This window comes from Parapedobacter deserti (genome assembly GCF_042646065.1).
In the GTDB taxonomy this organism is placed as follows: Bacteria; Bacteroidota; Bacteroidia; order Sphingobacteriales; family Sphingobacteriaceae; genus Parapedobacter; species Parapedobacter deserti.
Genome location: NZ_JBHRTA010000038.1, coordinates 767,009 through 779,061 on the forward strand (window position 1 = coordinate 767,009; position 12,053 = coordinate 779,061).

Genomic DNA, 12,053 nt, shown 5'->3' on the forward strand with positions numbered 1-12,053 from the left:
ATCCTGCGAGGTTTTTTTATTGACAATGGACTCCGTATTTACTTCTTATCGTTGTCCTTCACTTCTTCATATTCCACGTCAGTTACATCGTCGCCGGCGGAATTGCTGGTTGATGATGATCCGGCACCTGCACCGCCGCCTGGCTGTTCGTTTGCAGCGGCTTCCTGTGATGCTTTGTACATGTCTTCTGAAGCAGCGTTCCAAGCGTTCTGCAGCTCAGCCTGTGCCGCATCGATGGCAGCAAAATCTTTGGCGGCATAAGCGTCCTTCAGTTTCTTCAAGCCGTCTTCAATAGGTGCTTTTTTATCAGCGCCGATCTTATCGCCATATTCATTCAACTGCTTCTCGGTCGAGAAAATCAGTGCGTCCGCAGCATTTAGCTTATCTATCTCCTCTTTGGCCTTTCGATCAGATTCAGCGTTGGCTTCCGCTTCCTGCTTCATCTTCTTGATTTCGTCCTCCGTAAGGCCAGAAGATGCTTCGATGCGGATTTTCTGTTCCTTGCCGGTTGCCTTGTCTTTCGCCGATACGTGCAATATGCCGTTGGCATCGATATCGAAGGCTACTTCGATTTGCGGTACGCCGCGAGGTGCAGGCGGAATCCCGTCCAGGTGGAACCGCCCGATTGTGCGGTTTTGGGAAGCCATTGGCCGTTCGCCCTGCAAGATGTGTATCTCTACGGAAGGCTGGTTGTCCGAAGCGGTCGAGAATACCTCTGATTTCTTGGTCGGGATAGTCGTATTCGCCTCGATGAGTTTAGTCATCACGCCGCCCATAGTTTCGATACCCAAAGACAGCGGGGTTACGTCGAGCAGCAATACATCTTTCACTTCACCGGTCAATACACCGCCTTGAATAGCAGCACCCAAAGCAACTACTTCATCTGGATTTACACCTTTGGAAGGTTCTTTTCCAAAGAACTTCTTCACCGCTTCCTGAACTGCCGGGATACGGGTAGAACCACCCACCAGAATGATTTCATCAATGTCAGAGGCCGAATAACCAGCATTTTTCAATGCGGATTTACAGGGCTCGATGGTCCGCTTAATTAAATTATCTGCCAATTGCTCGAATTTAGCGCGGCTCAACGTACGCACCAAATGCTTTGGACCGGTTTGATCGGCTGTAATATAAGGCAGGTTAATTTCGGTCGACGAAGAGCTGGATAGCTCGATTTTAGCCTTTTCAGCAGCCTCTTTCAACCGTTGCAACGCCATCGGGTCCTTGCTTAGGTCGAAGCCGTTATTCTCGTTTTTGAACTCCTCATTCAGCCAATCGATGATCACCTGATCGAAGTCGTCACCACCAAGGTGAGTGTCACCATCGGTTGATTTTACTTCAAATACACCATCGCCCAATTCCAGTATAGATACGTCATGCGTACCACCGCCACAATCGAATACGGCGATTTTCATATCCTTGCTGGACTTGTCTAAACCGTAGGCCAAAGCGGCGGCTGTCGGTTCGTTGATAATGCGCTTCACGTTCAACCCTGCAATTTCGCCCGCTTCTTTCGTGGCCTGGCGCTGCGCGTCATTAAAGTAAGCCGGTACCGTAATTACAGCTTCGGTCACTTCCTGGCCGAGAAAATCTTCAGCGGTCTTTTTCATTTTCTGTAAGATCATCGCCGAAATTTCCTGAGGCGTATATTTGCGGTCATCAATCTCTACACGCGGCGTATTATTATCTCCCTTTACCACGGCATAAGGCACACGTTGCACCTCTCTGAGGGCCTCATCGTAGTTGGTGCCCATAAACCGCTTGATGGAGTAGACGGTTTTCTTCGGGTTAGTGATGGCTTGGCGCTTCGCAGGGTCACCTACTTTGCGTTCGCCATTTTCAACAAATGCCACAATCGAGGGGGTCGTTCGCTTCCCTTCGTTGTTGGTGATGACTACCGGCTCATTACCCTCCATCACAGCTACGCAAGAGTTGGTAGTTCCTAAGTCGATTCCAATAATTTTTGCCATATCTATATTTCCTTGTTCTACGTAAATATTCCAATTCCTTCATTCCATTGTAACAAGGCCTGTGCCAATTGGCCGGTCACCGCCAATTAGAGCCTGTCAGCCGCGAAAGCGTCATTGGCTCATGACGCATACATGACAATGTGTCATTTATTGCTCGTGAAAAATGTAGCCGTGCGCGGAAGTGGCTGGGTAATTCAGGAGTAGTGAATAAGTGACGGAGGTGTGGTGGTACAAATGAAAATTGTATTTTTGCGTAGCTATGCACATCGAACAATTGCGCGATTACTGCCTTTCCAAACCTGGCACCACCGAGAGCTGCCCTTTCGGGCCGGATACATTGGTCTTCAAAGTGGCTGATAAACTATTCCTGCTGACCGGGCTTGACAGCCAGCCGCTTTCATTCAGCGTAAAATGTGATCCTGCATATGCGCTGGAGCTGCGTGAGCGGCATCCGCATACCGTGAAGGGTGCCTACCATATGAATAAGCGCCATTGGAATGAAGTGGTTTGCAACGGTGAACTAACGGATGAAATGCTGCTTCATCTTGTTGATCACAGCTATGAGCTCGTCGTGGCTGGTTTGCCGCGGAAAGTGCGGGAGCAATTATGCAAGTGATCAAAGCTGTTTTTGATAGTTTCGGCGTCCCTATCTTGGCGGGTGTCTTTGTTGTACTATTTTTGATTGAGAGCAAATTCCAACTGCGCAGAAGGGTACAGAACCGTTGGAAGCGGATCGTGATTAATTCCATCTTGTCCATACCTGCCTTTTTATTGCTCCGCTTGCTGTTTATTCCTGTAATGGTCTGGCTGGCCATAAAAAACCAGACGTGGCAAATTGGGCTGAACTATATGCTTGATTTGCCGACTGTTGTTAGCGCCATGGTTGCCTTTTTATCGCTTGATTATAGCAACTACCTTTGGCATATTTTATTGCACCGGCTGCCGGTGCTGTGGCGGTTTCATTTGGTGCACCACACCGATCTCGATCTGGATATTACCACCGCCTTCCGTTTTCACTTTGGTGAGATGATCGGTTCGGTGCTGTTCCGCGGCGCGGCCATTGTATTGATAGGAGCTTCTCCATTTATGGTGCTTATCTATGAAATTGTATTTGAGGCGGCTACCCAGTTTCATCACAGCAACATAAAAATGCCCTTCCGGATGGAAAGGTTATTGAATTTATTCATTGTCACTCCGCGCATGCATGGCATTCATCATTCCATAATCAAAAGGGAGACAGACAGCAATTACGCGGTGATATTCTCGGTCTGGGATCGGCTACACCGGACCGTCCGGTTAAACGTTCCACAGGATAAAATTGTGACGGGCGTGCCGGCATATCGCGATGAAAAAGAATTGACCATAGGAAACCTGTTGATACTGCCTTTCACTAAGATCCGTCCTTGGTTGACGCGCTTAAGCAGGCACCCATCTGAAGAAGGAAACGAGCAACGGGACTGCCTGCATAGGTAAACGGCCTTCGTCAGCTGAAAACCTTGTAGGCGATGTGCAATAGACGCTTTGCCAGCGGGCCCAGCCCTTCGGATTTCCACTTGATGATTGCTGCTTGGTTGATGCGCGAAGCAGTTGGGTAGGGATAGATTTTATTGAATATCGCATTGATCGAAAGCCCCTGACTATTGGCCAGAATTAGTTCCTGGACCAGTTCCCCCGCGTTTGGCGCTACCATGGTGCCCCCTAAAATGCGTTGTTTTCCAACTAGGTTTTTGCTGGACAAGTACAGGATCAGCCTGCCGTATTGATAGTCGTCGGTGACCGCCCGGTCATCGTCTTTAAACCTATGATCCAGCTTCGTATAGCTGATGTTGCGCGCGTTCAGCGCCTCTTCATTAAGTCCGAAGGTGGCTACCTCCGGGTCGGTAAAGGTTACCCAGGAAAAGTGGTCGTTGCGTAGTTTTTTGCGAAAAGGAGAGAAGAAATTGTTCAGTAGGATACGGGCATGAAATTCCGCTGCATGCGAAAATTGGAGACTTCCTGCGACATCCCCACACACGAAAACATGTTTGTTGGTCGTTCGCAGGTACGCATCCGTTTTAATCTTATTATCTGTTACTGCGATGCCGGCGTTCTTCAGCCGGAGCGATTCCAACCTGATCTCCCGCCCCACAGCGACAAGCACGGCATCGAAATGCACGTGCTGTGCATTTCCGCTGGATCGGACAACAACTGCCTCGTTTGGCGAAATGAAATGGCTCACTTCCGCTCCGAAGTGAAATGTTATCCCTTCTTTTTCCAATCGTTTCACTAAAACGGCCGTCACCTTTTCGTCGTCGTGGGGCAATGCACGCTTACCGTGGCTGACCAGCGTTACGTCACTGCCAAGCCGGCACATGGCCTGGCTGATTTCCATGCCAATCGGGCCGGCGCCGACGACCAGCAGCCTTTTTGGGAGGGTAGCCAACTCGAAGAAGTTTTCATTGTCGTAGTATGTTACGTTCTCAACGCCGGGAACCCGTAGTTTCGTTGGCGATGAACCCGTTGCGATGACGATTTTTTTTGCAGTATAGCGGGTGCCATTCACTTCAATTTCCCGCTTCCCAACAAAGAAACCTTCGCCTAATGCTACATCGATGCCCTGCTCCCGCAGCCATGCTGCATTCTCGTGGGTTCTGATTTTTTCCTGACGATTTGTAATGTAAGCGGTTACTTTTTCGATATCAATGCTGCCTGTTAAGGACAGCCCGAACTGTTGCGCCTGTTTTGCATGGTGAGCTGATTTTGCGGCATAGATCAACGACTTGCTCGGTACGCAGCCATCGTTCAAGCATTCGCCACCTATATCACGGTCCGAGCGCGATACCATCAGCACCCTGAAGCCCATCGTGCCCATGGAAAGCCCGATACTTAGTCCGCCCGATCCGCAGCCAATGACGATGATGTCATATTGATATTGATCCATGTGGTATGAGTTGCGGTACGCCGGCCTGACCCGGTTTCCCTGCCGGTATTCTAACAAGATAAACATTAAATCCACTTATTAGTTTACTATATAATGTTGTTGCGGTATGGCCGGAACAGGTTGCGATCATTAGTTTTGCTCGGATACAGCACCGGGATAGGGAATAGCGTGATTTTTTAACTTAAAATACATAGCCAAAGGACCATGAGTGAGCATTATTACAACAAAAAAGATCTGGCTAAATTTGCTAGGGTAGCAGATTTTCAAAAAGAACTCGGCGAAAAATTTTTTGATTATTACAATGAAGTTTTCAAAGACAGTGCATTGACCGCGAAGGAGAAATCGTTGATTGCGCTGGCCGTGGCACATGCTGTGCAATGCCCATATTGCATCGACGCATACAGCAGCGACGCCTTTGAAAAAGGGTGGAACGAGGCACAGATGATGGAGGCCGTGCATGTGGCCAGTGCCATCCGCGGCGGGGCTTCCCTGGTGCATGGTGTGCAGATGATGGAAAAGGTCAACCAAATAGCGATGTAGATGAAGTCATTGAAAGCACAGCACCACATACTTTCGGACGCCTATGCACAGGTCGGAATCATTGAAAACGGACCATCCGACGATCTCGGATTGCCCGCCTTCCGCGAGCGGTTGGGGCAATCCGGTCTGTATCCGCTTAAGCCCACGGAAATATCCACATTCCAGGTAAACATCGGCAAAATGTGCAACCAAACGTGTAAGCACTGCCATGTAGATGCAGGTCCCGATCGCAAGGAGATTATGACAAGGGAGACCATGCAGCAATGCTTAACCGTACTGGAGCAAAACGAGCAATTGCAAACGGTCGACATCACGGGCGGGGCACCGGAAATGAATCCAGCATTTCGGTGGTTTGCGTCGGAAATTTTCAAACTGAACCGGCGTATTATCGTGCGCTGCAACCTTACCATTATTCTGGCCAACAGAAAATACCATGATTTGCCCGAATTTTACAGAGCGCACGGCATTGAAGTGGTATCTTCATTGCCTTTTTATGCGCAGGATCGAACGGACAGGCAGCGTGGCAGCGGCGTGTTTGACAGCAGTATCAAAGCACTGCAACTGCTGAATGAAGCAGGTTATGGCAAGCCAGGTACCGGATTGACCCTCGATCTGGTATACAATCCTGCCGGGGCTTTCCTGCCGCCTTCACAGGCGGTATTGGAAAGGGACTACAAAGCGGTATTGCAACAGCGGTTTGGCGTCACCTTCAACCATTTGTTGGTCATCACGAATCTGCCGATAAGCCGTTACCTCGACTACCTGCTCATCAGCGGCAATTATGAAAGCTACATGGAGAAACTCGTCAATGCGTATAACCCCGCTGCGGCGCAGAACGTCATGTGCCGTAATACCATTTCCGTGGGTTGGGATGGCTACCTATATGATTGCGATTTCAACCAGATGCTGGAATTGCAGGTAGCTTGTACCCGCAAGCATATCCGTGAGTTCGATATCGACGTGTTGCAGAGCAGGGAGATCGTCACCGGCCAGCATTGCTATGGGTGCACGGCAGGCGCTGGCTCCAGTTGTGGCGGAGCACTGGCATAATCCTAGCCAAGAGATGAACAATAGCACGATGAAACAACCCAATGCGTTGGTGATTTTCGCAAGGAACCTGGTTTATGGCCAGGTGAAAACAAGGCTTGCCGCCACCATCGGTGCCGACAGGGCGTATGAAACCTATAAGCAGCTGCTTGTCCATACAAACCGGGTCGTACAGCATTGCGCGGCAGATAAACTAATTTTTTATTCCGAGGAAGCGGTGACCGGTGACTTGTGGGACGCTCGGTTTTCCAGGGAGGTACAGCTGGGCGCGGATCTGGGCGAACGGATGCAGAACGCTTTTGCGGCTGTTTTTCAAAAAGGGTATGTCAACACCGTCCTGATCGGTACTGATTGTCCGGCGTTGAGTGAACACATTGTCCAAAGGGCGTTCGACGAATTGGAAGGGCATGACGTGGTGATCGGACCCGCTGATGACGGCGGTTATTATTTGCTGGGCATGAACGCGCCGCATCCGGAGCTTTTCACCGGCATCGCATGGAGTACCGAAAGGGTGTTTGAAACGACAACAGTGATTTGCGACAGGCTCGGTCTCCGGTACGCTATCTTGCCGTCTCTGCCCGATATCGACGAAGAAAAAGACTTGGTGCACCTGAAGTTGCTAGTAGTGTAACGGTATGGAGCCTATAGTGAGCATCGTTATCCCCGTGTACAATGAAGCCGCTACCATCGCTGCGACCATCGGCAATATACATGCGGCGAAAGGCGGGCAACATCAACTGGAAATCATCGTTGTCGACGGCGGTAGCACAGACGGCACGTTGGATGTCGCAAGGGCACATGGAGCCATCGGTGTACGGAGCGAACGCAAGGGTAGGGCAACCCAGATGAATCTGGGGGCCTCGGTGGCTTCCGGCGAAATCCTGTATTTTCTCCATGCAGACACCATTCCACCGCTGGGATTTGACGTGCAGCTGACAGCCGCATGTGACCATGGCACCGTGGGTGGGTGCTTCCGCTTGGCGTTTGATTACCATCATTGGTTTTTGAAAGCCAATTGCTGGTTTACACGGTTCAACATCAATGCGTTCAGGTTCGGTGACCAAAGTCTGTTTGTCACCCGTGCTGTGTTCTGCAAATCCGGAGGTTTCCGGGAGGATCTATTAGTAATGGAAGATCAGGAAATCATCCACCGCATCAAGCGGTACGGCCGATTCAGCGTATTGGAAGATAGCGTCATTACATCAGCCCGGAAATACCTTACCCATGGAATATTCCGCACACAGGGTGTCTTTTACCTTGTCTGGATGCTGTATTACCTCGGTGCACCGCAGGAACGGTTGGTGAACATGCTCCGCCGGCTATGAACTACATCTTTAACCCGATTTCTTTAAGCCGCTCATCAAGGTATTCCCCGGCGGTGATGTCTGGATAAGCTTTCGGATGTTCGGCATCGATACAAGACTCCAAAACGGCCAGACTCATGTCTGGCTTTGGGTGGAGGAAGAATGGAACGGAAAACCGGGAAGTCTTCATGAGCTCCCTTGGCGGATTGACCACCCGGTGGGTTGTCGATTTCAGCCTATTGTTGGTAAGCCGTTGCAGCATATCGCCCACGTTGACCACGATGTCAGCGCCCTGTGCTTTCACCGGATACCAAGTGCCTTCGCGGGTAAGCACCTCAAGGCCATCGGCACTGGCACCGATTAGCAGCGTGATCAGGTTAATGTCTTCATGGGCACCCGCCCGCACCGCATCATCCGGTAGCCGGGCTGGATCCTCGACCGGGAAATAATGGATCGCCCGTAAGATGGAGTTCCCTTTGATGACGTTTGGCTCAAAATAATCTTCAGGCAGTTCCAGGTACACCGCTATCGCTTTGAGCAATTCACGTCCCGCGGTTTCCAATCGTTCGATTACTTCGCCCGTAACGCGATCGAAACGGGGGAGCTCTTCGACAACCGGATTGTTATCCTGCCCACGCTGCCAGAATTCTTTCAGGTCGGGCACGTTGGCATCTTTGGCTTTTTCCTTGCCCCTGGAAGTATAACCCCGCTGTCCGGCAAGACCCGGAATTTCGTATGTCTGTTTTACAGGCTCAGGCAAGGCAAAAAACGCTTGCACGGCTTCGTATAGGCCGTTGATCAATTCCTGATCCAAGCCATGGTTGGCAACCGTAATGAAGCCGATATCGTTAAACGCCTTGCCGATATCCTGTGCGAATCGGTGGCGTTGCGCCGCAGAACCTTTGGTATATTCATGTAAGTCAAGCCGTGGGATAGTGATTGTAGACATAGTGGAGTTTTATGAGGTAAAGATAACGGGTTTCTTCCAATTTTCAAGCCCACAAATGCCCTGGCTTTTGGTGGTATGCCAATAAAAAGCTTATGCCATAGGCACTAAAATTTGGACACTTAAATTTTAAAACTTAAATTTGCTATGCATGCATAATAAATTCAGGCGAAACCATTATGAATGACGACAACACGATAGACTACTACCTGAAAGCCGCATGGCAGTCGGCCGCCAACAAATACAACCAAATTGCGGCGCAGTTCGGGATAACGCAGGCCACGGGTTATGTGCTGATCAATATTCATAAAGAGGGGACGCCGGTGTCCCAGATTGCCAATCTGTTAGGGGTGAAAACGACAAGCTTATCGCGCATACTCAACAATTTGGAGGCGTTGGGGTTGATTTATAGAGAGGCCAACAGTGCCGACAAACGCTCGGTAAAAGTTTTTCTTACGGAGCTGGGAAAAGAGAAGCGGGAACAGGCCAAGGACGTCGTGCGTAAGTTCAATACCTACCTCGACGAGCATCTTTCGGACGAAGAGCGTACGGAAGGGATCCGAATATTGAAGCGTATCAACCAATTGGCGATACAATACAAACCGGAATGAAGCGTGTATCAGTCGCTGCTCAAAGAGACAACAGATTATTCGAATGAAAGATATGACACACAGACGCATCAGAAAAGTAGCGGTATTGGGATCCGGGGTGATGGGTTCGCGTATTGCCTGCCATTTTGCCAATATCGGCGTAGAAGTCTTCCTGTTGGATATCGCTCCTAAGGAATTGACGCCCCAGGAAGAAGCCAAAGGTTTCACGATTGAAAGCCGGGCTGTGCGCAACCGGATCGTTAACCAGTCGCTCGAATCCGCTATTAAGAGCAATCCGTCGCCGGTTTTCAGCAAAAAAGCGGTCACCCTCATCACCACCGGGAATTTCGATGATGACATGTCCGCCATTGCATCTGCCGATTGGGTCATCGAAGTGGTGATCGAGCGGCTGGATATCAAGAAACAGGTGTTTGATAGCGTAGAACAGCACCGAAAGCCCGGCACGCTCGTCACGTCCAATACATCGGGTATACCTATCCACCTGATGGCCGAAGGGCGTAGCGATGATTTTTGCGCACATTTCTGCGGTACGCACTTCTTCAATCCGCCCCGTTATCTGCGGCTGCTCGAAATCATTCCAACACCGGATACGAAGCCGGAGGTTGTGGATTTTTTGATGCACTACGGCGACAAATTCCTTGGTAAGACGACCGTACTTTGTAAAGATACGCCCGCTTTCATCGGCAATCGCATCGGCGTATACTCCATGCTGGCTCTGACGCACCTGGTCGAACAGCTCGGCCTTACGGTCGAAGAAGTGGACAAATTCACAGGCCCGGCGATGGGCCATCCGAAGTCGGCCACCTTCCGGACAGCCGATGTCGTGGGGCTTGATACGTTGGTGAATGTCGCGCAGGGACTATCCGAAAATGCAACGGATGACGAGGCTAAAGGTGTATTTCAATTGCCACCCTACATGCAGCAGATGGTTGAGAAGAAATGGCTCGGCGAAAAAAGTGGTCAGGGCTTCTATAAGAAGATAAAGGACGAGGGGGGTATGAGCGAAATACTGGCACTTGACCTGAAGACATTGGAATACCGTAAGCAAGGCAAAGTGAAAGCCGCTACGCTGGAAGCCACCAAGCCGGTAGCGGATATCCGTAAGCGGATGAAAGTCTATGAAGCGGGGACGGATAAAGCCGGCGCATTTTTCCGTGCCATGCACTACCCCTTGTTCGAATACGTGTCCCGGCGTGTCCCAGAGATCACCGATGAGTTTTTCCGTATCGATGATGCCATGCGTGCGGGCTTTGGTTGGGAGCTCGGTCCCTTCGAGGTGTGGGACGCCCTGGGTGTGGAAGAAACCATTGAAAAGATCAAAACCGAAGAGAAGAGGGTGCCCGGCCACAGTGGAGACGTGGCTGCTTGGGTGCACGAGATGCTGGAGGCAGGACATCGCTCTTTTTATAAAGTGGAAAACGGCGTCAGGCATTACTACGATATCCAAAGCAAAACTTACCAGCCGATTCCCGGAGCCGAGGCGTTCGTCATTCTGGATAATATCCGGGGGCAGAAGACGATCTGGAAAAACAGCGGCCTTACCGTTACCGATCTTGGCGACGGTATCCTCAACGCCGAGTTCCACACCAAAATGAATACAATCGGAGGGGATGTCATCCAAGGCTTGCATAAGGCCATTGAACTGGCGGAAAAGGACTTCCGGGGGTTGGTGATCGGCAACGATGGCACCAACTTTTCGGCGGGCGCCAATATCGGCATGATCTTCATGATGGCGGTAGAGCAAGATTATGATGAATTGAACATGTCGGTAAAAAGGTTTCAAGACACATCCATGCGGTTGCGTTATTCAGCCATCCCGGTGGTCGCAGCGCCGTTTGCCATGACACTCGGAGGTGGCTGCGAGTTTTCCATGCATGCCGATTTCGTGCAACTGCATGCCGAAACCTATATGGGGCTGGTCGAGTTTGGCGTCGGTGTCATCCCCGGCGGGGGCGGGTCCAAAGAATTTGCCCTCCGTGCATCGGACGAGTTCAAAGCCGGGCAGATCGAACAGCAGGTGCTGCGGGATCGGTTCCTCACCATCGGGCAAGCCAAGGTGTCCACATCCGCGGTGGAGGCCTTTGAGTTGGGCTATTTGCAAACGGGCAAATACGCCATTAGCATGAACCGGAGCCGCCTGCTGGCCGATGCCAAAGCCAAGGCTATCGAGTTGGCCGATGCGGGTTATACGCAGCCCGCGCCTCGGAAAGATATCAAGGTGCTCGGCAAGCAGGGCCTCGGCATTGTCTATGCCGGGGGCAGCTCGATGCGCGCGGGAAATTACATCTCCGAACACGACCAGAAAATATCGGAAAAACTGGGCTGGGTGATGTGCGGCGGAGACCTATCTTCACCAACGGAAGTATCCGAGCAATACCTGCTGGATCTGGAGCGCGAGGCATTCCTATCGTTGTGCGGGGAACGGAAAACACTGGAGCGGATCCAACATATGTTAACGAACGGAAAGCCGTTGAGAAATTAGGGAGATGGGAGACGGGAGACAAGAGACAAGAGACTAGCTAAAGGTTCAGCCTACGAACTGTTAACCCAGTTAACTATTGCTGACAAGCTCGGCTTCTTAGGTCACGATAGTACAGATGGGTTGATGAGCAAGGTTGAGGAAGTACAAAAAATGATTCACGGGTTTCAAGAAAAGTTAAAAAAATAGATGACTTGCAGGCGTTTGATAGGATAATCTAACGTCTGTTGTCTAAT

General features: G+C 50.6%; 11 protein-coding genes and 1 pseudogene. 9 read left to right on the top strand and 3 right to left on the bottom strand.

Annotation, left to right across the window (positions count from 1 at the left end):
* Nucleotides 1-38: 38 nt before the first annotated feature.
* On the bottom strand, nucleotides 39-1,970 hold the full coding sequence (dnaK, locus tag ACFOET_RS15835; protein WP_379024415.1) for a molecular chaperone DnaK: 1,932 nt from the start codon (nucleotides 1,968-1,970) through the stop codon (nucleotides 39-41).
* Nucleotides 1,971-2,229: 259 nt separating this feature from the next.
* On the opposite strand from dnaK, the gene ACFOET_RS15840 reads away from it, so the two are divergent.
* Nucleotides 2,230-2,586, top strand: coding sequence for an MmcQ/YjbR family DNA-binding protein (locus ACFOET_RS15840; RefSeq protein WP_379024417.1), 357 nt, complete (start codon nucleotides 2,230-2,232; stop codon nucleotides 2,584-2,586).
* Entirely contained in the window at nucleotides 2,577-3,443 is an 867-nt protein-coding gene (locus tag ACFOET_RS15845; protein WP_379024419.1) for a sterol desaturase family protein, read from the top strand. The genes ACFOET_RS15840 and ACFOET_RS15845 overlap by 10 nt, the downstream gene beginning before the upstream one ends.
* Nucleotides 3,444-3,453: 10 nt before the next feature.
* Here the strand turns inward: ACFOET_RS15845 and ACFOET_RS15850 are convergent, their stop codons facing one another.
* Complete coding sequence (locus ACFOET_RS15850) at nucleotides 3,454-4,956, bottom strand: dihydrolipoyl dehydrogenase family protein (RefSeq protein ID WP_379024421.1); 1,503 nt, start codon at nucleotides 4,954-4,956, stop codon at nucleotides 3,454-3,456.
* Nucleotides 4,957-5,094: 138 nt separating this feature from the next.
* Here ACFOET_RS15850 and ACFOET_RS15855 point away from each other — a divergent pair, with 138 nt between their 5' ends.
* Genes ACFOET_RS15855 through ACFOET_RS15870 form a run of 4 tightly spaced genes read left to right on the top strand, consistent with a single transcriptional unit; the run spans nucleotide 5,095 to nucleotide 7,802 of the window.
* Complete coding sequence (locus ACFOET_RS15855) at nucleotides 5,095-5,430, top strand: arsenosugar biosynthesis-associated peroxidase-like protein (protein ID WP_379024423.1); 336 nt, start codon at nucleotides 5,095-5,097, stop codon at nucleotides 5,428-5,430.
* On the top strand, nucleotides 5,431-6,480 hold the full coding sequence (gene arsS, locus ACFOET_RS15860; RefSeq protein ID WP_379024425.1) for an arsenosugar biosynthesis radical SAM (seleno)protein ArsS: 1,050 nt from the start codon (nucleotides 5,431-5,433) through the stop codon (nucleotides 6,478-6,480).
* A gap of 28 nt (nucleotides 6,481-6,508) precedes the next feature.
* On the top strand, nucleotides 6,509-7,108 hold the full coding sequence (locus ACFOET_RS15865; protein WP_379024427.1) for a TIGR04282 family arsenosugar biosynthesis glycosyltransferase: 600 nt from the start codon (nucleotides 6,509-6,511) through the stop codon (nucleotides 7,106-7,108).
* A gap of 4 nt (nucleotides 7,109-7,112) precedes the next feature.
* Nucleotides 7,113-7,802 carry a TIGR04283 family arsenosugar biosynthesis glycosyltransferase gene (locus tag ACFOET_RS15870; protein ID WP_379024429.1) on the top strand — a complete coding sequence of 230 codons (690 nt, stop codon included), beginning with the start codon at nucleotides 7,113-7,115 and terminating at the stop codon, nucleotides 7,800-7,802.
* 1 nt (nucleotide 7,803) lies between these two features.
* On the opposite strand, the gene ACFOET_RS15875 is transcribed toward ACFOET_RS15870, so the two are convergent.
* A complete protein-coding gene (locus tag ACFOET_RS15875) occupies nucleotides 7,804-8,730 on the bottom strand; it encodes an isopenicillin N synthase family dioxygenase (RefSeq protein WP_379024431.1) in 927 nt (308 codons plus the stop codon).
* 176 nt (nucleotides 8,731-8,906) lie between these two features.
* On the opposite strand from ACFOET_RS15875, the gene ACFOET_RS15880 reads away from it, so the two are divergent.
* The 3 genes and pseudogenes from ACFOET_RS15880 to ACFOET_RS15890 form a co-directional block, all read left to right on the top strand.
* Nucleotides 8,907-9,338, top strand: coding sequence for a MarR family winged helix-turn-helix transcriptional regulator (locus tag ACFOET_RS15880; RefSeq protein ID WP_379024433.1), 432 nt, complete (start codon nucleotides 8,907-8,909; stop codon nucleotides 9,336-9,338).
* A 52-nt stretch (nucleotides 9,339-9,390) separates the two neighbouring features.
* Nucleotides 9,391-11,820, top strand: a complete 2,430-nt coding sequence (locus ACFOET_RS15885) for a 3-hydroxyacyl-CoA dehydrogenase/enoyl-CoA hydratase family protein (RefSeq protein ID WP_379025126.1) — start codon at nucleotides 9,391-9,393, stop codon at nucleotides 11,818-11,820.
* 42 nt (nucleotides 11,821-11,862) lie between these two features.
* Nucleotides 11,863-12,006: pseudogene (locus ACFOET_RS15890) on the top strand (four helix bundle protein); the annotation flags it as partial.
* Nucleotides 12,007-12,053 lie beyond the last annotated feature (47 nt).

What these genes read in the sequence shown, in the direction of transcription:
- ACFOET_RS15870 (WP_379024429.1), top strand. Translation starts at nt 7,113, where the DNA reads ATGGAGCCTATAGTGAGCATCGTTATCCCCGTGTACAATGAAGCCGCT.
- ACFOET_RS15865 (WP_379024427.1), top strand. Translation starts at nt 6,509, where the DNA reads ATGAAACAACCCAATGCGTTGGTGATTTTCGCAAGGAACCTGGTTTAT.
- ACFOET_RS15855 (WP_379024423.1), top strand. Translation starts at nt 5,095, where the DNA reads ATGAGTGAGCATTATTACAACAAAAAAGATCTGGCTAAATTTGCTAGG.
- ACFOET_RS15880 (WP_379024433.1), top strand. Translation starts at nt 8,907, where the DNA reads ATGAATGACGACAACACGATAGACTACTACCTGAAAGCCGCATGGCAG.
- ACFOET_RS15850 (WP_379024421.1), bottom strand. Translation starts at nt 4,956, where the DNA reads ATGTTTATCTTGTTAGAATACCGGCAGGGAAACCGGGTCAGGCCGGCG.
- arsS (WP_379024425.1), top strand. Translation starts at nt 5,431, where the DNA reads ATGAAGTCATTGAAAGCACAGCACCACATACTTTCGGACGCCTATGCA.
- ACFOET_RS15875 (WP_379024431.1), bottom strand. Translation starts at nt 8,730, where the DNA reads ATGTCTACAATCACTATCCCACGGCTTGACTTACATGAATATACCAAA.
- ACFOET_RS15840 (WP_379024417.1), top strand. Translation starts at nt 2,230, where the DNA reads ATGCACATCGAACAATTGCGCGATTACTGCCTTTCCAAACCTGGCACC.
- ACFOET_RS15885 (WP_379025126.1), top strand. Translation starts at nt 9,391, where the DNA reads ATGACACACAGACGCATCAGAAAAGTAGCGGTATTGGGATCCGGGGTG.
- dnaK (WP_379024415.1), bottom strand. Translation starts at nt 1,970, where the DNA reads ATGGCAAAAATTATTGGAATCGACTTAGGAACTACCAACTCTTGCGTA.
- ACFOET_RS15845 (WP_379024419.1), top strand. Translation starts at nt 2,577, where the DNA reads ATGCAAGTGATCAAAGCTGTTTTTGATAGTTTCGGCGTCCCTATCTTG.